Consider the following 20,474-nt stretch of genomic DNA (forward strand, 5'->3'; position numbering starts at 1 on the left):
AAGTCGGTGGGGATCCGGTAGGCAAGCGTGAGGAGGTGCCGCGGCAGATGTCCGGCAGCGACGGTGCTTCCGACGAAGCGGTGCTCTACGAGGCCACGGCGAGCGGCGTCGCGATCCTGACCTTCAACCGCCCGGATCGCCTGAACGCGTGGGGCCCCGACATCGCCGCCGGCTTCTACGCCGGGATCGACCGAGCCGAACAGGATCCGGACGTCCGGGTGATCGTGGTGACCGGCCGCGGCAAGGGGTTCTGCGCCGGCGCATATCTGGGCGCGCCGAGTTCGGCGCCCAGCTACGGCGAGACGATGGAGAAGGCCCGTCAGACCGATCTGGCGGAGTTGGTCGGTGAGCGGCCACCCCATTTCGTGACCACCCTGCGCAAGCCCGTCGTCGCGGCCATCAACGGAGCCTGCGTCGGCATCGGCCTGACCCATGCGCTCATGTGCGACGTCCGGTTCGCGGCCGCCGGCGCCAAGTTCGCCGCGGTGTTCGCGCGCCGCGGGCTGATCGCCGAATTCGGCATCTCCTGGATACTTCCGCGCCTGACCAGTTGGGGCGTCGCCCTCGACCTGTTGTTGAGCGGGCGCACCTTCCTCGCCGAGGAAGCGGCCGAGCTGGGCCTCGTCAAAGAAGTCGTCGCGCCTGAAGATCTGCTGAGCCGCGCCCTGGAGTACGCGGAGGACATCGCGCGCAACTGCTCGCCGGCTTCGGTGGCGGTGATCAAACGGCAGGTCTACGGCGACGCCACTCGCGACGTCGTGGACGCCACGTCGCGCGCCGAGGTGCTGCTGCACGAGGCGATGCCGCGCCCGGACGTCATCGAAGGGATCACCAGCTTCCTCGAGAAGCGGCCGCCGCAGTTCCCTCCCTTGGTTGGGAAGCTCACTTCAACCGAGGCTTAATTTTTCGCCGGTGGCGCCGGAAAGGATGATCATGACCAACTTGGATTACCAGGCGATCGACGTCGACAACCATTATTACGAGCCGCTGGACGCCTTCACCCGTCACCTGGACAGGGCGTTCAAGTCCCGCGGCGTGCAGATGGTCACTCAAGGCAAGCGCACGTTGGCCGTAATCGGCGGCCGGGTCAACAATTTCGTTCCCAATCCCACCTTCGACCCGATCATCGTGCCGGGCTGCCTGGACCTGTTGTTCCGCGGCGAGATTCCCGAAGGTGTCGATCCCGCCTCGCTGATGAAGGTCGAGCGGCTCGCCGAACACCCGGAGTACCAGAACCGCGATGCGCGGATCGCGGTGATGGACACCCAGGACATCGAGACGGTGTTCATGCTGCCGACGTTCGGGTGCGGCGTCGAGGAGGCACTGAAGCACGACATCGAGGCGACCATGGCGTCGGTGCACGCGTTCAACCTCTGGCTCGACGAGGATTGGGGCTTCGACCGGCCCGATCACCGAATCATTGCGGCGCCGATCATCTCGCTGGCCGATCCGGCCAAGGCTCTCGAAGAGGTCGAGTTCGTGTTGGCGCGCGGCGCCAAGCTTGTTCTGGTGCGGCCGGCGCCGGTGCCCGGCGTGGTCAAGCCGAGGTCGCTGGGCGATCCCAGCCACGACCCGGTGTGGGCCCGGCTGGCCGAAGCGGGCGTACCGGTTGGCTTCCACCTCAGCGACAGCGGATATCTGCACATTGCCGCACAGTGGGGAGGCAAGGCGACCTTCGAGGGCTTCGGCGAAAAGGATCCACTGGATACCGTGCTCCTCGACGATCGCGCCATCCACGACACGATGGCGTCGATGATCGTGCACGGCGTATTCACCCGACACCCCAAGCTGCGGGCGGTCAGCATCGAGAACGGGTCCTACTTCGTCCACCGGCTGGTCAAGCGCCTGAAGAAGGCGGCCAACAGTTACCCGCGCAATTTCCCCGAGGATCCGGTGCAGCAGCTGCGCAACAACGTGTGGATCGCGCCGTACTACGAGGACGACCTGACGGAGCTGGCCCAGGTTATCGGCGTCGACAAGATCCTGTTCGGTTCCGACTGGCCGCACGGTGAGGGCCTCGAGTCGCCGCTGTCGTTCGCCGAGGAGCTCACGGGATTCAGTGACCCCGATGTCCGAAAGATCATGCGTGACAACGCTCTAGACCTCCTCGGTGTCCAAGTGGGGTCGGCTGCTTGATTATTCGAGGCTGGTTACCCTAGTGAGCGAATGGACCGTAGGCGCGGTTCTTGACGCCATCGCCGACGTCATCCCCGACCGTCTGATGACCGTCTGCGGAGACCGCCGGAGCACGTTTGCCGAATCTGCCCGGCGCACCGACGAGCTGGCAAATTACCTCAGCGGCAAGGGGTTCGGGGCCCACGCCGAGCGCGAGACGCTCGAACCCTGGGAATGCGGTCAGGACCGGGTCGCGCTCATCATGTACAACGACCTGTACCCCGACATGGTGATCGGATGCCTCAAGGCGCGCACCGTCCCGGTCAACGTGAACCACCACTACTCGCCGCGCGAAATCGCCGACCTGCTCGCCTACGTCCGGCCCCGGGGAATCATCTATCACCGCTCCCTCGGCGCGCGGTTCGCCGACGTGCTGCCCCCGGGCGGGACGGAGCTGCTGGTGTCCATCGACGACGGAAGCGACGCTCCGGAATTGCCGGGCGCCGTGTCGCTGGACGACGCGTTGGCGGCCGGCGGCACGGACTCTCGCCCGGCCGGGTCGCCCGACGACCTGATCATGATGTGCACCGGTGGAACGACCGGCCGCCCCAAGGGGGTCCTGTGGCGGCAGAGCGACATGTACGTGTCGTCTATGGTGGGGGCCGACCACGCCAGCGTCACCGAGATCCACGACAAGGTGCGCGGCGGTGGCCCGCCATGGTTCGCCGTTTCGCCGCTGATGCATGCGGCCGGCATGTGGACCGCGTTCGCCGCGCTGTGCGCGGGCCTGACGGTCGTGCTGTATGACGACCGCAACAAGCTCGACGTCCGGTCGGTGTGGGAAACGGCCGAGCGCGAAGAGGTGGGCATGATGACGATGGTCGGCGATGCATACGCCGGGCCGCTGATCGCCGAACTGCGCGCCCATCGCTACGAGTTGTCCGCGCTGAACGCCATCGGCACCGGCGGGGCCGCCACCAACGCGAAATACAAACGGGCGCTGATGGAATGCCTGCCCCACATCACCATCATCGAAGGCTACGGATCCTCGGAAAGCGGCAACATGGCCTTCGGGCACAGCCGCGAGGGCACCGCGAGCGAAACCTTCGAACCCCGGGAGGGCGCCACCGTCGTCTCCGCCGACCGGACCCGGTTCCTCCGGCCCGGCGACCAAGAGATCGGGTGGGCCGCCAGGACGGGCCGGATTCCGCTCGGGTACTTCAACGACGCCGACGCCACCCGGCGCACCTTCCCCCAGATCGATGGCCGGCGAGTGGTGATACCGGGCGACCGGGCATCCATTGAAAAAGACGGCACCATACGCCTTTTCGGCCGTGACTCGCTGGTGATCAACACCGGTGGTGAGAAGGTCTTCGTCGAGGAGGTCGAGGAAGTGCTGCGGGCGCATCCGGGGATCGCCGACGCCCTGGTGGTGGGACGGCCCAGCGAGCGATGGGGCCAGGAAGTCGTCGCGCTCGTCGCGCCACACCCGGGAACCGACCTCGCCGCCACCGAGCTGTACACCTTCTGCACCTCGCAGCTGGCGCATTTCAAGGCGCCCAAGGCGTTCATCTTCGTCGAGCAGATTCAGCGCCTGGGCAACGGAAAACCCAATTACCGCTGGGCGCGGGAACAAGCCGAAGAGAAGGTGTCATGAACACCAAAGCGATTGACTGCCTCGTCAACGTGCACTTCGGTGAGACTGACTCCCAGCCCACCTGGATGCTCAAGGTTCGGGACGACTACTTCAAGGGCCCGGAATCGATGTTCGCGCCGGTCGACCTGTCCGAGTTGCTCGACGAGATGGACTCCCAGGGTGTGCAGCGGGCGATCCTGATGGACTCGATGGCGAGCCCGTCGACCACCGCGCGCAAGTTCATCGAAGCCAAGCCGGACCGGTTCGCCCTGGCGATGGGCGGGGTCAACCTACTGCGTCCGGTCCGGTCGCTGCGCGAATTGACCGCACTCGTGGGCGACCTACCGGTGGCTTATGCCGTTGTGGGACCCAGCTTTTGGGGCGACGGGCAGTATCCGCCCAGTGACGCCGTCTACTACCCGCTCTACGCCAAATGCGCCGACCTGGACCTGCCGCTGTGCGTCAACACCGGCATCCCGGGCCCGCCGATTCCCGGCGAGGTGCAGCACCCGATGCACCTGGACCGGGTGTGCGTGCGTTTTCCCGAGCTCAAGCTGTGCATGATCCACGGCGCGGACCCGTGGTGGGACGTCGCGATTCGGTTGCTCCTCAAGTACGCCAACCTGCGCCTGATGACGTCGGCGTGGTCGCCCAAGCGGCTGCCGGAAACGCTGCTGCACTACATGCGGACACGCGGCCCCAACAAAGTGATCTACGCGTCGGACTGGCCGGTGCTGCGCATGCGCCGGGTGATACCCGAGGCCCGTGCGCTGGACCTGCCCCCCGAGGTGCTGGACAACTACCTCTACAACAACGCGCAGGAGTTTTTCTTCGGGAAGGAACGTTGACCATGGACCGCTTCGAACTGCGCAGGCTCGACTACAGCCTGTCCGAGGATCACGTCGCCCTGCAAGACGCGTACAAGCAATTCTTCAAGACGCACTGCTCGATCGAAACGGTGCGCGCCGCAGAGCCATCCGGGCTCGACAAGGACCTGTGGGAGCGGCTGTGCGCGATGGGCGCGACGACGATGGCGCTGCCGGAGTCCGCCGGCGGCGACGGTGCCACGCTGGTCGATCTCACCCTGGTGGCGGAGGAGATCGGCCGGTCGCTGGCGCCGGTCCCGTGGATCGACCACGTGTGCGCCACGCGGTTGCTCGCGCGCCTGGGTGGATTGAACGCCGACACCGCGGGGGTGGCCGGCGGTGAACGGCTCGCCGGGCTAGACGCCCGCCTCGACGGTCCGTCGGGCGCCCGGCTGATCCCGACGGGCTCCATCGCCGACCACATCGTGATCCGGGACGGCGATCAGGTCGTGCGCCTCACGTTCGGCGCCCGGCCGGCCAAGGTCGACAACATCGGCCGGTTGCCGATGGCGTGGGTGGACCCGGCTGCAGCGGACACCCGCACGGTCGTCGGCGAAGGGCCCGACGCGGTGGCGAGTTACCAACGGGCGCTGGATGAATGGCGGCTGCTGACCGCCGCGGCCCTGGTGGGCCTGGTCGAGGAGACGATGACCATCGCGGCGGAATTCGCCAAGACCCGCTACACGCTGGGCGTGCCGATCTCGACGCTGCAGGCCATCTCGCACCCGCTCGCCAACATGGCCATCACCGTTCAGGGCGGCCGTAACCTGGCCCGCCGGGCCGCCTGGTTCCTGGACAACGAACCCGACGAGCGACCCGACCTCGCGCCGTCGGCCTTCGTCTTCATGGCCGAGGAGGCATCGAAGGCCGCGACGATGGCTGTGCACATCCAAGGCGGCCTTGGGGTTTCCTCCGAAGCCGCGGCCACGGCGTATCTGGTGCGAGCCCGCGGATGGCCGCTGGCCGGAGGCGATCCCGGCGCCACCGCCCTGCGCGTCGCCGAGATCGTCGCGGCCCGCGAGAGCACCCCACAGACGGCTTAGACAGGAGCGAAAAACAATGGACTTCTCCCGAGTCGAGCTGTCGCCCGAAGACCGCGCCTTCCTCGAGGAGGCGCGAAACTTCCTGAGCACCCACATGACCGAGGAGGTCAGGCGCCGCGACCGCGAGACTGGCGACAACTTTGACGAGGGCCTGCACCTGAAGCTGGGCGCCGCAGGGTATTTGGCCGCCGAGTGGAAGTCGGAATCCGAGGGCGGCTTCACCCGGGTTCGGCGCCGCATCTGGGAGCAGGAGAAGCGGCGCGCGCACGTGCCCTGGGTGACGTGGGGGACCACCGCGATGGTGGCCCGTTCGGTGGCGAAGTTCGGAACACCGGAGTTGCGCGACGAGGTGCTGCCCAAGGTCTTCAGCGGCGAGGTCCGGCTCTGCCTCGGCTACACCGAGCCCGAGGGCGGCTCGGACGTCGCCACCTGCAAGACTCGCGCGGTGCGCGACGGTGACGCGTGGATTATCAACGGCTCCAAGATGTTCACCACCGGGGCGCACAACTGCCAATACGTCTTCTTGATCACCAACACCGACCCCGATGCCCGGAAGCACAAGAGCCTGACCATGTTTCTGGTCCCGCTGGATTCGCCGGGCATCGAGATCCAGGGCCTCCGCACGGTGGACGGCGACCGGACCAACATCGTCTACTACAGCGACGTTCGCGTCGACGACAAGTACCGGCTGGGCGACGTGAACGCCGGCTGGACCGTGCTGCGCGAGCCGCTCAACGTCGAGCACGGTGCCGTCGCGGCGGCGCCCGACGGGCTGCAGGACACCTCGATCATGATGCACCAGGCCGGATCCCTGGCCGAGGCCGTGGACAACGCCGCCGCGTGCGTGACCCGGCCGGGCCCGGACGGGCGCCGGCTGATCGACGACAAGTCGGTCGCCTACCGGCTGGGCCGCAGCGCCGCCAGGTTGGAAGTCGCGCTGTCGTCGCCGAGCATCTACGGCCGGGTCGCCATCGCGCAGACGATGCGAGACATCTCCCCGGACCTGATGGACATCCTCGGGGCCGCGTCGACGCTGCCGTATGGCACCGACGGCGCCGCGGACGACGGCAGCGCCGAGTATGCCTTCCGGTTCGCGCCGTTGGTGGGCATCTATGGCGGCACGCTCGAGGTGTTCCGCAACATGATCGGCCAGTACACGCTTGGGCTGGGGAAGCCCAATTACTCACCGCCGCTTCAGAAAACGTCGTGAGCTCGCGGGTCGACTTCGCTACCCAAGCTAGATCTCAGGCGGCGGACCGCATGGTCTCGACGCTAGCGACCCAGTCCTGTGATTGCGGATCCGACAGATCCGAACGGACAGCAAGGTGCCTCGGACGCGGCTCTTGGTAAGACGCAGCGCGGTGCGTGTGCGCCAAAACGCAAGAGCCTGAACACGTTTCCGGTTCCGGGGCTTTTCCGCAGCTATCTGACCCAAATGGTTTCGGTCGTCAAGAAACCAAGATAGTCTCAAGGCGTTGTTGTATTCACACAACCGGTGGTGGTGGTGGCGCCGGTTGCTGGCGTCCCAGCAGTTGCAGGAATTCCTGGCGTAGCTGAGTCAGGAAGTTCTGGTCCGCCCCAAACAACGCGCCAAATTCCCCTCCGATGGCTTGGAACTCGCCGGCAGCAGTTTGCTCCCCCTGAGCGACTGCTTGCTGCCCAGCTGCTGCAATCCTCGAAGCACCACTTTCGACTTCCTGTATCGCCTGTGTAACCGAAGGAAATTGGGGTTTGGGGAGCGGGGGCGCTTTGAAATCCAACTGCAGCCAAGGCGGTAGCTGGGCCACCGCCGCCGAGGCCCCGCCGTGATAGGCCGACATCGCCCCCACGTCGGTGGCCCACATCTCCTCATAGGCGGACTCGGTCGCCGCGATCGCCGGAGCGGCGAACCCGAACAGGTTCGAGCGCACCAGCGCCGCCAGCTGGTCGCGGTTGGCCGCCACCGCCAGCGGATGCACCATCACCGCCCGGGCGGTGTCCTGCAGCGTGGCCACCGCGTTGGCCTGGGTCGCCGCACCGGCGGCTTGGGACGCCGTCGCGCCCAGCCAGCTCGCATACGGGCCTGCCGCAGCGGCCATCGCCGCCGCCGCCGGGCCCTGCCATGCCGAACTTGTCAATTGAGAGGTTATCGAGGAAAACCCGGCCGCCGCCGAACTCAGCTCGTCGGCCAATCCCGCCCACGATGTTGCGGCGGCCAGCAGTGGTGCGGGCCCGGGACCCGAATGGATCTGCCTGGAAAGAATCTCCGGTGGTAATACCGAGTAATTCATTACACCCGTCCCTTCCCAACTTTCTAACCAACCACCTCAAAGCTGGCACACGACTGATTCAAAGAAACTGTATGCCAATCGCCGAAGAATATCTGCGCTTTATCGATGGCGCTGACCAGCTCGCAAATGCTTGGCCGCGGCGAACCCGATTACAACGTGGCTAATGCGTGATAACGGCCTGTTCGGCGCCGATGCCGGTAAGGGATCGGACCTCCATCTCGGCGTTGCGCACCGGATCGCCGCGATCGGGCGAAGACAGCGTGCCGACGATGCCGAGGACGAACGCCAGCGGGATCGACACGATTCCCGGGTTGGAAAGGGGGAACCACGCGAAGTCCGCGCCGGGGATCATCGCTGTCTTCGTGCCCGAGACCGCGGGCGAGAAGACGATCAACACGATGGTCGAGATCAGCCCGCCGTACATGCTCCACAGCGCGCCGCGGGTGTTAAATCGCCGCCAATAAAGCGAATACAGGATCGTCGGCAGGTTGGCCGACGCCGCGACCGCGAACGCGAGCGCCACCAGGAACGCGACGTTCTGGCCGTTGGCCAGGATCCCGAGCGCAATGCCGAAGATGCCGAGCACGACGGCGGTGATGCGGGACACCCGGACCTGTTCGCTCTCGGTGACCTTGTGCCGCTTGATCAGGCTGGCGTAGATGTCGTGGGCGAACGACGTCGACGCGGTGATCGTCAGACCCGCGACCACGGCGAGGATCGTCGCGAACGCCACCGCGGAGATGACGCCGAGCAGGACCACACCGCCGAGATGGAACGCCAGCAACGGCGCCGCCGAATTCTGCCCACCGGCGGCCTTGAGGATCCGGTCCGGTCCGACGATGGCGGCGGCGCCGTAGCCCAACGCCAGCGTGAACAGATAGAAGGCGCCGATGAGCCCGATCGCCCAGACCACCGACCGGCGCGCCTCTTTCGCCGTCGGCACCGTGTAGAACCGCATCAATACGTGGGGCAGGCCCGCGGTGCCCAGCACCAGAGCAAGGCCGAGCGAGAGCAGGTTGATCTTGGACGTCGTCGACCCGCCGTATTGCGCGCCGGGGGCCAACACGTTGCGGCTGGAGACACCCTTGGTGGTGGCGTGCGACACCGCCGTCTGCGCCGACCCCAGGATGTCGGAGAAGTTCATGCCGAACTTCGCCAGCACCATCACCGTCATCGTCGCCGCGCCGAGGATCAACAACACGGCCTTGATGATCTGCACCCAGGTGGTGCCCTTCATCCCGCCGACCAGGACGTAGACGATCATCAGGACACCGACGACCGCGATGACGATCGACTCGCCAAGGCGGCCTTTGACATTCAGCAGCAGCGCGACCAAACCCCCCGCGCCGGCCATCTGGGCGAGGAGGTAGAACAGGGAGACCGTCAGCGTCGAGATCGCCGCGACCAGCCGCACCGGGCGCTGCCTGAGCCGGAAGCTCAGGACGTCCGCCATGGTGAATTTCCCTGTGTTGCGGATCAGTTCGGCGACCAAGAGCAGGGCAACCAACCACGCCACCAGGAATCCGATCGAATACAGGAACCCGTCATAGCCGTAAACCGCGATCGCGCCGGCGATGCCGAGGAAGCTGGCCGCCGACAGGTAGTCGCCGGCGATGGCGATGCCGTTCTGCGGTCCCGAGAACGCCCGATCGGCGGTGAAGAACTCGGTCGCGGTGGCGTTGCGCTGGCTGGCCCGGATCACCACGTACAGGGTGATGAGGACGAAGACGGCGAAGATCGCGATGTTGGCGGCGGGGTTCCCGATCGTCTGCTGACCGGCGGCCAGCAGCGTCACGACGCCTGGCCTTCGGCGCGAATGGCGGCGGCCCTCGGATCAAGCTCCCGGTCGGCGAACCGCACGTAGAGCCCGGTGATGACGAACGTCGTCAGGAATTGGCCCAGTCCGATCAGCAGTCCGACGTTGACGTTGCCGAAGACCTTGGTGGCCATGAAGTCGTGTGCGAAGGCTCCCAACAGGACGTAGGCGGCGTACCAGGCGAGGAAGATCGCGGTCATCGGAAACACGAAACGGCGTAGCCTGCGCCGAAGTTCGGCGAACTCGGGGCTCGCCTGAATGTCGACGAACCTATCACCGGTGGCTAGTGGAACATCCTCGGATGGAAATTCGGTAGTGGACAACGCGACTCCTGACCTCGAGTTCGAGCAGGCATTTCGGCGTTAGCCTACGAGCAAACTCAATGACAACAGCAGTGCGATTTCTGCCTCGGTTCTAAATTAACCGTGGCGTCGCCGCCCGGGCACCTGGCGGCAACCCAATCAATGGCGTTTGTTAAGCCGAGACCTCGTGCGGCGTTTCGCTCTTGAATGCCTCCCGCCGAACCATTTCCCACACCGTCGGCGTGTGCTCGGTCGTCGAGACCACGACCGTCTTCCGGCTTGCCGTCGCGACCCGGGCGAGCGTGACGAGGTAGTCCGCCAGGTCGATGCGAGCCGTGAAGGCCCCCACCGGAGCAACCTCTCCCGCAACGTAATTCGTGACCTGCGGCAGATCGAACAACCCCGATGGGCGCACGATCGTCCAGTCCAGGCCGCTGGCCCGGACCAGCGCCTCCATCCGCCGGATGTCGTCGTACACGGTCTTGCCGATGGTGCGGGCAATGATCGGCTCGAACAGCCGTAGCGCGAATGGCGTGTGGTGCCGGCCGCGCGCGGGGCGGGCGCCGGTGGAGCTCACCACGACGAGCCGGTTGACGTCCGCCTCCCGCATGGCGTTCAAGACGTTGCGGGTGCCGACGGAATACGTGTCGACGGGTTGGCGCGTGAACGGCACCCCGAGCGTTGACACGACGGCGTCGGCACCAGTAACGATCCCGGCGAGGTGATCGCGCCGCACGTCCGCGCCCGCGATCGTCAGCCGCGCATCGGCGATGGGAAACTCGTCGGGCCGCCGGGTCACCGCCACCACCGAGTGACCGGCGTCGAGCGCGCGACGCGTCAGCAGCCGCCCGGTCGCTCCATTGGCGCCAAAGATGACGATTCGCATGAGAACTCCTCCCGTTCGCCACTACGACGAAGCGGGCCGGCCGAAAGTTACAGCCGCTCCGAAGCTCAGGTTGTCAGGATGGTCGCCGCCGCGGTGCCGGGGGCGCCGTATAACTGGGTGAATCCGACCTTGGGATCACCGGGGACCTGACGATCGCCGGCCTCGCCGCGGAGTTGGCGGACGATTTCGTGGATCTGGCGCAGCCCGGATGCGCCGATCGGTTCGCCGTTGGCGATCAGCCCGCCGTCGGTGTTGACCGGCATCGGGCCGCCGATCTCGGTGGCGCCGTCGGCCAGCAGCTTCTCCTGATCGCCGTGCGCACAGAACCCGCACTCGGCCATGTGGATGATTTCGGCGCCCGCGTCGGTGTCCTGCAGCTGAATCACGTCGACGTCGGCGGGCTCCACGCCCGCCTTTTCGAACGCGCTGCGCGCGGCGTAGACGGTTGGTGCCACGTCCTCGTCAACCGGCGCGAAGGTCGTGTTGACCTCGTAGGCGCCGTACCGGCGGGTGCGCACCTCCACCGCCCGCAGGTAAACGGGCTTGGACGTGTAGCGATGCGCGATGTCGGCCCGGCACATCACCGCGGCCGCGGCGCCCTCGTCGGGCGCGCAGAACATGTATTGCGTCAGCGGGTAATTGAGCACCGGCGAACTCAGGATCTGCTCCTCGGAAATCGGCTTGCGGCGAAACGCGTTGGGGTTGAGGGCTCCGTTGCGGAAATTCTTGGCGGCCACCCTGGCGAGCGTCTGCGCGGAGATGTTGTGCTTGTGCAGATACCGGTTCGCCTTCATACCGAAGAACTGGGTGGTCAGGTACTGCCCGTTCTCGGCGTACCACCGCGGCATGCCCACCAGCGCCGGATCCTCGGTGAACGCCCCGCGGGGGTGCTTGTCCAGGCCGATGGCGATGCCGATGTCGTAGTCGCCCAACCGGATCCCGTCGGCGCAGGCCTTGACCGCGCTGGCCGCCGTCGCGCAGGCGTTGAACACGTTGGTGAACGGGATGCCGGTGAGGCCGACCATGCCGACGATGGCGTCCGGGTTTGCCACCGTCCAGCTGCCGCCCGTGGCGAACTGGACGTCATTCCATTCGATGCCCGCATCGGCGACCGCGGCGAAGATCGCATCGACGCCCATCTGCATCGCCGACTTGCCCTCGAAGCGGCCGAATGGGTGCAAACCCACCCCGATGATGGCTACGTCGTTGGTCACCAGTGTCTCCTTGTTTGGGGGCGGCTCTAACGGCGGCGCACCAGCTGGGCCTGCTGCAGGGCGGCCACCGCGCCGTGTTCGTCGAAGAGCGTGGCAATGGAGACACCCACTCCGTCTCGGCCGTAATGGTTTTCGGCGCGCACGCCGACCCATTCGCCCTCCGGCACGCGGTGGATGTGCACGGTGAGATCGGTGTTGAGAAACGTCCATTCGGCGACGCTGAGCCGGCTACCCATCCCGTTGGCGATGTCGGCCACCGCGAACAGGCGCTGCGCCGGGGTCATCTCTTCGCCCTTGACGAGGTCGACGACCGGTCGGGCCCAGCACTCCCCGGGCACGTCGTTGAGGATGTCGTTCAGCCAGCGCCAATCCAGGCTCTGGATATAGGTCTGGTTCGCGTCGCTGTCGGGCCGACCGGGGCGTCCGTCACCGACCGGACGCAGCGGGGGAGCGGGCGTGAAGAACAACTCCGCCGCGTCACCCTCTTGAAAGCGCCAGGCGACCGCCTTGGCGACCGGGCGCGGCCGCTCGTCGGGCCCCGGCGCCAGCATTTGGGCGTTGAGCAACTCGATCTTGGTTCCCGGGCGCTCGACGTGCGCGCGAACCCAGAGCGGCCCATCGACCGGGACCGGCCCGAGCAGGTCGACGACGACGCGGCTCAACCGGGCGTCGTCGCGCGGCGAGCAGCGTTCCAGGGCGCGCACCAGCAGCGCCGAGACGGGCGCCGCGTTCTGCATCGTCGGCGACCACGTGCTGATGACGTGATCCGACGCGCTGAACCTCTCACCGACTGGATCGTGTGGATCGGCCAGCTCGTAGTAGGCGTCGGTCAAGCGATGGCCCCCGCGTCCTTGAGTTGCTCGATGCGGTCCCAGTCCATGCCGAGCTCCATCAGGACGATCTCGGTGTGCTCGGAGGCTTGCGGCGCGCGAGTCGTCACCAGCGGCTCATGGTTGAACTGGACCGGGCCGCGCACGACGCGGAACGGCTTTCCGCCGCTTGCCAGTTCGACCTCGGAGATCATGTCGTTGGCGAGGGCCTGCTCGTCGTCGGCGAGGTCGAGCAGGCTCTGGAACGGGGCCCATTGGCCCTTCATCGTCTTCAGGTGCTGGCGCCAGTAGGCGAAAGGCTTGGCGGCGAACGCCTTCGCGATCAGCTCGGCTGCCGCGTCGGCGTTTTGGATCAGCGGGAGCACGTCGGAGAAACGGGGATCGTCGGCGGCCTCGGGGATGCCGAGGTGCTCGAAGGTGTCCCGGATGATGCCGGTCGGGCTGATGATGCACAGGTTGATCGTGCCGCCGTCGGAGGTTTCGTAGTTGCCCATGAACGGATTCACCGACGGCGCAAGGGAACCCGGCATGGACGTCCGCATGACCTCTCCGGTCTCCATGCCCTGCGTCACGCTGGCACCCGCCGCCCACCAAGCCGTGCTCAGCAGCGACACGTCCATTTCGACGGCCTCGCCCGTCCGTTCGCGATGCAGCAACGCGGCCGAGATGCCGCCGGCGATGAACATGCCGCCGATCGAGTCGCCAAACGCCGGAATGCCCTGTCCCAGCGCGCCACCCAGCTCCTCGGGAGTCAGCGCGTATCCCACACCGCTGCGCGTCCAGAATGCCGTCCCGTCGTAGCCGCCGACGTCGCGCTCGGGTCCCTTGTCGCCGTAAGCCGATCCGCGGGCATAGACGATGTTCGGGTTCACCGCGCGGATGTGCTCGACGTCGAACTTGTGCTTCTGCCGCTGCGCCGGCATGTAATTGGTCAGGAACACGTCGGACGTCCTGGCCAGTTCGTAGATCACTTCCTGGCCGCCCGGCGTCGAAACGTCGATCCCGACGCTGCGCTTGCCCCGGTTGGGATGCTCCATCAGCGGGTGCCGATTCGGGTCGACCTGGATGCCGCCCATGTTGAGGAAGCCACGCTGGGTGTCGCCGCGCGCCGGGTGCTCGACCTTGATGACGTCCGCGCCCCAGTCGGCGAGGATCGCTCCCGCCGCCGGAACGAACGTGAACTGCGCAAGCTCCAGGACCCGAAAGCCCTCCATCACCTTGATCATTGTCGGGACCTTACTTCGCCTCGAACGTCACCGGAAGCGCCGTCGGCGACCGGAAGGGCTGGCCGTGGATGTGGGGGTCGCCGTCGGTCAGCAGGCTGAAGTTGGTCAACCGATCCAGCAGGCAGCCGACCGCGACCCGGGTCTCCAGCCGCGCCAGGTGCAGACCAAGGCAGGTGTGCTCGCCCGCCGCGAAGGAGATGTGCGGCAACTGCTTGCGGAAAATATCGAATTCCTCCGAACGTTCCCAGCGCCGCTCGTCGCGGTTCGCCGAACCCATGCACACGCCGACCACCGCACGCGCCGGGATCTCGACGCCCTCGAGCTCGGTGTCCTGCGTCGTGAACCGCTGCACCGTGGTGAGTGGCGTCTCGTAGCGCAGCCCCTCCTCGATCGCATGGGGCAGCAGCTCGCGGTCGGCCTGCACGGCCGCGAACTGGTCCGGATGGGTGAGCAACAGGTACAGCAGGTTTCCCGACGACCGGTACGTGGTCTCCAGCCCGGCGGGCAGCAGCAGACGCAGGAAGGAGTAAATCGCCTCGTCGCTGAGCTTTTCGCCGTCGATATCCGCGGTGACCAGGTCGCCGATGATGTCCTCGGTGGGCTTGGACTTGCGCTGCTCGATCTGCTCGACGAAGTAATCCTTCAGCGCCGCCGACGCCTCGAACGCGCGCTCGTAGTTGACGTGGTAGCTGATCAACGCGACGGCGTGCCTGCGAAACATCGGCAGGTCCTCGGCCGGCAGGCCCAGCAGTTCGGCGATGACGCGGGTGGGGAATTCGAAGGTGAATTGCCGGACGAGGTCGGCTTCGCCGGTGTCGATGAACTCGTCGATCAGCGCGTCGCAGATCGGCCGCACGATGCTGGGCTCCCACCGGGCAAGGGCTTTGGACTTGAACGCGGCGGACACCAGGTTGCGGTGATCGCGATGCTTCTTTCCCTCCATCGCCAGAATGGTCGGCCCCATGAAGAGGCCGATCGTCTTGTCGTACGGTGCCGAGCTGAACACCCGGCCGTCGCGGAACACGGTGTTCACCGCGTCGAACGACACCGCGGAATATTCGCGCTTGGGCCGCAGCGACTCGGGTGTCTTGGAGTAGTCCATGACGCTCCCGCGGAACACGCCGGCCTGCCGCCGCTGATGAGCGAAAAACGGGTAGGGGTCACGCAGGCTGACGGTCTCGTCACTCGTTTGAACGTTGGTCGTCACCTAGATCTCCAGCATCTTCGGCAGGAACAGGCTGTCCTTGCGTAAGATCGTACTGTAATTATTACAGTAGACAATATGGGGGCTCGCCTCGTTCCGTATCCCATACGCGACCAGCGGGATCTATGGCGGCATCGCCGACGTCTTCCGTAACATGATCCCCACGGCTTCTTGGGTCTCGGCCGCCCTCGCTGTTCACCGCCGAAGAAGGTGACCTGATGACGATCGAAATGATCGCCGACGGTTTGGGATTCACGGAAGGGCCCGTCTGCCTGCCCGACGGCAGGGTCGCGGTGGCCTCGGTCAGCCACGGCTGCGTGTACATCATGGACCCGGACGGGGGAGCACGGGAAAGGATCGACACCGGCGGCGGCCCGAACGGTCTGTGCAGCGGATCCGACGGGTCCATCTATGTCGCCCAGAACGGCGGTAATTTCGGTTCCGACGAGGCGGCCCGGGCCGGGGTGCAGGTGATCCGCGATGGCGGGGTCGACTACCTCGCCGAAGGCATGGACGCGCCGAACGATCTCATGTTCGGGCCCGACGGAAAACTTTGGGTCACCGACACCCGCGCCGAGATGGAACTCTTCAATCCCGACGAAAGCAAGCGGGGGTGGGTGTGGGCCGTCGATACCGCCTCCGGCGCAACGGAGTTGATCCTGGAATCCGGGCCGGTGTGGATCAACGGCCTTGGTTTCAGCCCGGATTCGACGCGGCTGCTGGTGACCGCGACGTCCCCCGCGCAGATCGTGCGTTATCCGATCGCAGCGGGGGGTTCGCTCGATGGTCATGCGGGCGAGGTGGTGTGCACCTTCGAGTGGGCATGGCCGGCGGGAATGGTGGTCCGGGACGACGGAGCGTCCTGGGTGGCGCTGACGGGCGCGGACCGGCTCGAGCTCATCGGCGAGACGGGCGAGACCTTGGATGCGGTGGTGTTGCCCGAGGGCGCGCTGCCGACCAACGTGTGCCTGGGACCGGACTCCGCGGACGAATTGCTCGTGACCGCCTCGTACCAGCAGGCACTGTTGCGAATCCGGCCGTCGGCGTAGCCGTCAGCCGTTCTCCGCCTGCTCGCGCGCCCATCGGTAGTCCGCCTTGCCCGACGGGCTGCGTTCGATCACCGGGCGGAACACGATCGCCTTGGGAAGCTTGTAGCGGGCCAGGGACTCGCCGGCGTGTTTGATCAGCTCGTCGGTGTCGGCGCTTGCGCCTTCGGCCAGGGCGACGACGGCAACGACCTCCTGTCCCCAACGCTCGCTCGGCCGCCCGGCGACCACCACGTCGGCCACCGCCGGGTGCGACGCGAGCGCCGTTTCGACCTCCTCGACGAAGATCTTCTCGCCGCCGGAGTTGATCGTCACCGAATCGCGGCCCAGCAGTTCGATGGCGCCGTCGGCGCGGTGGCGGGCGCGGTCGCCGGGAACCGCGTACCGCACCCCGTCGATCACCGGAAACGTCTTGGCGGTCTTGGCCGCATCGCCCTTGTAGCCCAACGGAACGTAGCCCCGCTGCGCGAGCCAGCCCATGCCCTCGTGGCCCGGCGGCAGGATCGAGGTGAGGTCTTCGGCCGCCACGAAGGTGTCGGGCCCGGCGTTGAAGGTGCCGGTCGACACCGCCCCCGACATCGACATGTGGTGCATCTGCGCGCCGGTCTCCGAGGACCCGACGCCATCGATGACCAGCGCGTTGGGCAGCGCTTCGATGAGTCGTTGCTTGACGTACGGGGTGAGCAGGGCGCCGCCGTTGGCGACCACCGCCAACGACGACACGTCGGCGATCCCCTTCTCGATGGCCGCGACCAAGGGCCGCGCCATCGCGTCACCGACCACCGTCACCGTCATGACCCGCTCACGCTCGATGGTGCGGACGACGTCTTCGGCGTCGAAATGGTCGACGACGGAAGGGAATACGACGGTCTGCCCGGTGGTGATCGCGGTCATCACGCTCCACTGGGCCGCACCGTGGATCAGCGGTGGCAGGATCATCAACTTGGTGCCCGAACCCGCGGTGGCCCCCGCGACGATCTCGTCGACCGAGCCGAACGGCTCGCCCGTCACCAGGTTTCGTCCGCCGAAGGACGTCATGAAGATGTCGTGCTGGCGCCACAGCACCCCCTTCGGCATCCCCGTCGTCCCGCCCGTGTACAGGACGTACAGGTCATCGGGGGAGTGCTGCAGCGGCGGAGGTTCCGGGGAACTCGACGCCAGGGCCGTCTCGTAATCCACCGCGCCGTAGATCAAGTCGTTGCCCGAGTCGTCGGCGATCTGGATCAGCACCCGCAGCTGCGGCAGGTCCGGCAGGATTTCGGCCACCCGCGGCGCGAACGCGGCATGGTAGATCAGGGCGGTCGCGCCGGCGTCCTTCAGCAGATACTGCAGCTCGCTCTTGACGTAGCGGTAGTTGACGTTGAAGGGGGCGACCCGCGCCTGAAACGCGCCCAGCAGCGCCTCGACGAATTCGTTGCCGTTGTAGGCGTACAGGCCGAGCAGGTCCTGGCCCGCCTCGTGTCCGGCCAGCGCGCGGCGGTCGGTGTGGCACCCCAGGCCCCGCGAGCGCAGGTAGGTGGCGAGCCGGTTGGCCCGGTCGAGAAGCTGCGCGTAGCTGTAGCGCCGTTCGCCCCGGATCACCAGGTCGCGGTCGGGGATGGCCCCGGCCACGGCCGTCGCGACGGCGGGAACGGTGAATTGTGTTGCGGTGTCCACTATTTCCTTTCCGCCGAGCAGACGCAGAATCGCACCAGCGAGAGTCGCCCAGTGCGATTCTGCGTCTGCTCGCCCGACTGTGTCTCTCTCACGGCTGGTGGGGTAGCAGGCGAACCATCAGGCCGTTGGCTTCGCTGAGCAGTGTGCCGTCGGCTGCCGTCATGCTAGCGGCCACGAAGAATTTTCTGCGGTCGACGTTCGAGATCCGGCCCTGGGCGCTCAGCGGCTCGTCGATCGGGGTGATGTTGCGGTAGTCGACGTGCAGGTATGCCGTTCGGGTGGGGGGAACGCCGGCGGTCGAAACGACCATGCCGAACAGCCAGTCGTAGAAGAGCGGGATCATGCCGCCGTGCACGGCGTTGTTGCCGCCGACATGGGAGCGGGTGAAGTGTCCGTGCATGATGACGCCGTCCGGCCCCGATTCGGTGACCAGCCATGGCGGCAGCAGCGGGTGTCCTAGCCCGGGCAGCTCGAGGACCCGCCCGCCCGGTGCCACACCCTCGGGCACCTGGTGCCCGTCCAGCAGCGCGCAGGCGCATTCGACGTGCTCGGCCGCGGTGGCCCACATCGAACTGTTGGTGGACACGGTCAGGTCCTGCAGGCGGCGCATCGCGGCGACGAACCGCCCCAGCCCGGGCGGCGCGTGCTCGGCCGGTTTGATCTCGGGGAATCCGCCTTGAACCCCGGGCGCGGTGTCGGTCATGGCCTGCTCCATGCCTGCAGCAGGTCGTCGGTCGTGGTGATGGTCGCGAGCAGCGACAGGGTGTTGGCGATGACGGCCTCGCCGTACTCGGCGGGCATGCCCGCCACGGCGTCCTTCGGCACGACGACGCGGTAGGCGGCGTTGACCGCGTCCATCACGACGTTGGGGATCGCGATGTTCAGCGAGACGCCCACCACGACGATGGTGGACACCCCGAGGTTGCGCAGCACCGCGTCGAGGTCGGTGCCGCCCATCGGCCCGACGCCGTGCCAGCGGCTGAGCACCAGATCGGTTGGCTCGGGACCCAATTCGGGCAGCAGGGCCGCCCCGGGGGTGCCCGGCGTGATGCCGACGTCTCCGCCGCCGATGGCGAAGATCTTTGCGTTGTGGTTGGAGCCGAGCCCGTCGGGCCGGCGCCGCACCAGGCAGTGCACCACGCGCACCCCGGCCGCCCGCGCGCCCGGCAACAGCCGCACGATGTTCGGCAGGGCGACGCGGCGCGCCTCCTCGGCCAGCACCGCCAGCCCGGCGTTCGGGCCGATGACCGCGCCCTGGCATTCCTGGGTGACGATCGCGGTGTGCCCGGGCGCCACCAGGTCGTCGAGTGCAATCATGCCGGCACTTCGTAGAACTGCGTGGCCCACTTGCGCAGCGCCATATAGCCTTTCGCGTCCACCTTGGACAGCGGCGGGTGCTCCACGTACCGCTGGTAGCGCCAGATCTGTAGGTCGTCGAAAACGGTTGACAGGAACTGCCTTTCGATCACCTCGCGCAGCTTGCCCTCCGGCACGTCGGAGTCATCGCCCGGGACGCGCGGCCACCAGATCGAGTAGAACAGGTCCGAGCACTCGTCGTCGACCGGCGTGCAGGTGAAGATCAGCCGATGATTCTGGGCCCCCTCGAAGACGCTGATCGCGCCGCCCAGGCCGAACAGGTGGCTGTGGAAGCGCAGCGCGAGATCCTCGGGGTCGTCGCTGCCGGCGTCCGGCCAACCGGCGATGAATTGCCACTCGTGCTCGACGATCTTCCAGTCCAGCACCCGGGGCGTCACCGTGGCGTGGTGGACGTATTCGAAGTGCGCGCTGTCGGGCGCGTTCTCGGCCACGATCTGCGGGTGCACCGGTTCGCGCTCGGCGCGCCGGGAGAATTCTGGGTACGCCCGGTAATAGGCCGCCGGGTCGGTCTCGAACTGTGGGAACTTGTGAAAGATGTCGGGCATCTCCCACTGCGGCTCCTTGCCGTCCGGCTGATGCCAGATGAAGACGCAGTCGTGCTGCTCGCGGACCGGATACACCCGAAGCCGCAGTGCACGGTTGGGCCGGTCCGGCTGATAGGGGATGTAGCGGTTGGTGCCGTCGGGGCCCCAGCGCCAACCGTGGAACGGGCACTCGACGCAGTCGCCGACCACCTTGCCGCCGTGGCCGATGTGGGCGCCGAGGTGTTTGCAGTGCGCTTCCAGGACGTGCAGCTCGCCCTGCTCGTCGCGATAGGCGACCAGATCCTCGCCGAAGTAGTGCAGCGGCCGCACCTCGCCGACCGGGAATTCGGGTGACCAGCCGACCATGAACCAGCCGGTTACTTTCCAGGTGAAAGGCACTTTCACGCCGGCGTCTCCCATGATCGTTGATACTAAGTCCGTTACAGTATAGATTTCAGCAGTT

19 protein-coding genes are annotated in these 20,474 nt (G+C 66.8%); 7 read left to right on the top strand and 12 right to left on the bottom strand.

Annotation, left to right across the window (positions count from 1 at the left end; genetic code table 11):
• The first annotated feature begins 47 nt into the window (after positions 1–47).
• From AC5Y7V_RS14750 to AC5Y7V_RS14775, 6 genes are read left to right on the top strand one after another with little or no spacing between them, the layout of a single operon-like run.
• Positions 48–902 carry an enoyl-CoA hydratase gene (locus AC5Y7V_RS14750; protein WP_499880781.1) on the top strand — a complete coding sequence of 285 codons (855 nt, stop codon included), beginning with the start codon at positions 48–50 and terminating at the stop codon, positions 900–902.
• A 31-nt stretch (positions 903–933) separates the two neighbouring features.
• Positions 934–2,136, top strand: a complete 1,203-nt coding sequence (locus AC5Y7V_RS14755; protein ID WP_499880782.1) for an amidohydrolase family protein — start codon at positions 934–936, stop codon at positions 2,134–2,136.
• A 22-nt stretch (positions 2,137–2,158) separates the two neighbouring features.
• The gene (locus AC5Y7V_RS14760) at positions 2,159–3,772 is read left to right on the top strand and encodes an acyl-CoA synthetase (RefSeq protein ID WP_499880783.1); all 1,614 of its coding nucleotides are present in this window, start codon (positions 2,159–2,161) and stop codon (positions 3,770–3,772) included.
• On the top strand, positions 3,769–4,599 hold the full coding sequence (locus AC5Y7V_RS14765) for an amidohydrolase family protein (RefSeq protein WP_499880784.1): 831 nt from the start codon (positions 3,769–3,771) through the stop codon (positions 4,597–4,599). Before AC5Y7V_RS14760 ends, AC5Y7V_RS14765 begins: the two co-directional genes overlap by 4 nt.
• Positions 4,600–4,601: 2 nt before the next feature.
• Entirely contained in the window at positions 4,602–5,660 is a 1,059-nt protein-coding gene (locus AC5Y7V_RS14770; RefSeq protein WP_499880785.1) for an acyl-CoA dehydrogenase family protein, read from the top strand.
• A 16-nt stretch (positions 5,661–5,676) separates the two neighbouring features.
• The gene (locus AC5Y7V_RS14775; RefSeq protein ID WP_499880786.1) at positions 5,677–6,870 is read left to right on the top strand and encodes an acyl-CoA dehydrogenase family protein; all 1,194 of its coding nucleotides are present in this window, start codon (positions 5,677–5,679) and stop codon (positions 6,868–6,870) included.
• Between the two features lie 274 nt (positions 6,871–7,144).
• Here AC5Y7V_RS14775 and AC5Y7V_RS14780 read toward each other — a convergent pair whose 3' ends face one another.
• From AC5Y7V_RS14780 to AC5Y7V_RS14815, 8 genes are all read right to left on the bottom strand, one after another.
• Positions 7,145–7,930, bottom strand: coding sequence for a PPE family protein (locus AC5Y7V_RS14780; protein ID WP_499880787.1), 786 nt, complete (start codon positions 7,928–7,930; stop codon positions 7,145–7,147).
• A 160-nt stretch (positions 7,931–8,090) separates the two neighbouring features.
• Positions 8,091–9,725 carry a monocarboxylic acid transporter gene (locus AC5Y7V_RS14785; RefSeq protein WP_499880788.1) on the bottom strand — a complete coding sequence of 545 codons (1,635 nt, stop codon included), beginning with the start codon at positions 9,723–9,725 and terminating at the stop codon, positions 8,091–8,093.
• The gene (locus tag AC5Y7V_RS14790; RefSeq protein ID WP_499880789.1) at positions 9,722–10,069 is read right to left on the bottom strand and encodes a DUF485 domain-containing protein; all 348 of its coding nucleotides are present in this window, start codon (positions 10,067–10,069) and stop codon (positions 9,722–9,724) included. Before AC5Y7V_RS14790 ends, AC5Y7V_RS14785 begins: the two co-directional genes overlap by 4 nt.
• Before the next feature lie 151 nt (positions 10,070–10,220).
• On the bottom strand, positions 10,221–10,934 hold the full coding sequence (locus AC5Y7V_RS14795) for an NAD(P)-dependent oxidoreductase (protein ID WP_499880790.1): 714 nt from the start codon (positions 10,932–10,934) through the stop codon (positions 10,221–10,223).
• 65 nt (positions 10,935–10,999) lie between these two features.
• Positions 11,000–12,148, bottom strand: a complete 1,149-nt coding sequence (locus AC5Y7V_RS14800; protein WP_499880791.1) for a thiolase family protein — start codon at positions 12,146–12,148, stop codon at positions 11,000–11,002.
• A gap of 26 nt (positions 12,149–12,174) precedes the next feature.
• Positions 12,175–12,981 carry a thioesterase family protein gene (locus tag AC5Y7V_RS14805; RefSeq protein ID WP_499880792.1) on the bottom strand — a complete coding sequence of 269 codons (807 nt, stop codon included), beginning with the start codon at positions 12,979–12,981 and terminating at the stop codon, positions 12,175–12,177.
• Positions 12,978–14,192, bottom strand: coding sequence for a CaiB/BaiF CoA transferase family protein (locus tag AC5Y7V_RS14810; protein ID WP_499881025.1), 1,215 nt, complete (start codon positions 14,190–14,192; stop codon positions 12,978–12,980). Before AC5Y7V_RS14810 ends, AC5Y7V_RS14805 begins: the two co-directional genes overlap by 4 nt.
• Positions 14,193–14,214: 22 nt before the next feature.
• Complete coding sequence (locus AC5Y7V_RS14815) at positions 14,215–15,411, bottom strand: cytochrome P450 (RefSeq protein WP_499880793.1); 1,197 nt, start codon at positions 15,409–15,411, stop codon at positions 14,215–14,217.
• 215 nt (positions 15,412–15,626) lie between these two features.
• Between AC5Y7V_RS14815 and AC5Y7V_RS14820 the strand changes: the two genes are divergently transcribed.
• A complete protein-coding gene (locus tag AC5Y7V_RS14820; protein WP_499880794.1) occupies positions 15,627–16,457 on the top strand; it encodes an SMP-30/gluconolactonase/LRE family protein in 831 nt (276 codons plus the stop codon).
• Between the two features lie 3 nt (positions 16,458–16,460).
• Here AC5Y7V_RS14820 and AC5Y7V_RS14825 read toward each other — a convergent pair whose 3' ends face one another.
• From AC5Y7V_RS14825 to AC5Y7V_RS14840, 4 genes are all read right to left on the bottom strand, one after another.
• A complete protein-coding gene (locus tag AC5Y7V_RS14825; RefSeq protein ID WP_499881026.1) occupies positions 16,461–18,113 on the bottom strand; it encodes an acyl-CoA synthetase in 1,653 nt (550 codons plus the stop codon).
• Positions 18,114–18,198: 85 nt separating this feature from the next.
• Positions 18,199–18,813, bottom strand: a complete 615-nt coding sequence (locus tag AC5Y7V_RS14830; RefSeq protein WP_499880795.1) for a PaaI family thioesterase — start codon at positions 18,811–18,813, stop codon at positions 18,199–18,201.
• Complete coding sequence (locus AC5Y7V_RS14835; protein WP_499880796.1) at positions 18,810–19,427, bottom strand: cysteine hydrolase family protein; 618 nt, start codon at positions 19,425–19,427, stop codon at positions 18,810–18,812. Before AC5Y7V_RS14835 ends, AC5Y7V_RS14830 begins: the two co-directional genes overlap by 4 nt.
• Positions 19,424–20,416: a Rieske 2Fe-2S domain-containing protein gene (locus tag AC5Y7V_RS14840; RefSeq protein WP_499881027.1), complete on the bottom strand. Its 993-nt coding sequence runs from the start codon at positions 20,414–20,416 to the stop codon at positions 19,424–19,426. Before AC5Y7V_RS14840 ends, AC5Y7V_RS14835 begins: the two co-directional genes overlap by 4 nt.
• Between the last annotated feature and the right edge of the window lie 58 nt (positions 20,417–20,474).

Source organism: Mycobacterium sp. NGS34, assembly GCF_059812845.1.

Bases quoted from the DNA above. Each gene is read 5' to 3' on its own strand.
- AC5Y7V_RS14835 (WP_499880796.1), bottom strand. From the start codon at position 19,427: ATGATTGCACTCGACGACCTGGTGGCGCCCGGGCACACCGCGATCGTC.
- AC5Y7V_RS14820 (WP_499880794.1), top strand. From the start codon at position 15,627: ATGACGATCGAAATGATCGCCGACGGTTTGGGATTCACGGAAGGGCCC.
- AC5Y7V_RS14750 (WP_499880781.1), top strand. From the start codon at position 48: ATGTCCGGCAGCGACGGTGCTTCCGACGAAGCGGTGCTCTACGAGGCC.
- AC5Y7V_RS14830 (WP_499880795.1), bottom strand. From the start codon at position 18,813: ATGACCGACACCGCGCCCGGGGTTCAAGGCGGATTCCCCGAGATCAAA.
- AC5Y7V_RS14775 (WP_499880786.1), top strand. From the start codon at position 5,677: ATGGACTTCTCCCGAGTCGAGCTGTCGCCCGAAGACCGCGCCTTCCTC.
- AC5Y7V_RS14765 (WP_499880784.1), top strand. From the start codon at position 3,769: ATGAACACCAAAGCGATTGACTGCCTCGTCAACGTGCACTTCGGTGAG.
- AC5Y7V_RS14780 (WP_499880787.1), bottom strand. From the start codon at position 7,930: ATGAATTACTCGGTATTACCACCGGAGATTCTTTCCAGGCAGATCCAT.
- AC5Y7V_RS14770 (WP_499880785.1), top strand. From the start codon at position 4,602: ATGGACCGCTTCGAACTGCGCAGGCTCGACTACAGCCTGTCCGAGGAT.
- AC5Y7V_RS14795 (WP_499880790.1), bottom strand. From the start codon at position 10,934: ATGCGAATCGTCATCTTTGGCGCCAATGGAGCGACCGGGCGGCTGCTG.
- AC5Y7V_RS14810 (WP_499881025.1), bottom strand. From the start codon at position 14,192: ATGGAGGGCTTTCGGGTCCTGGAGCTTGCGCAGTTCACGTTCGTTCCG.
- AC5Y7V_RS14755 (WP_499880782.1), top strand. From the start codon at position 934: ATGACCAACTTGGATTACCAGGCGATCGACGTCGACAACCATTATTAC.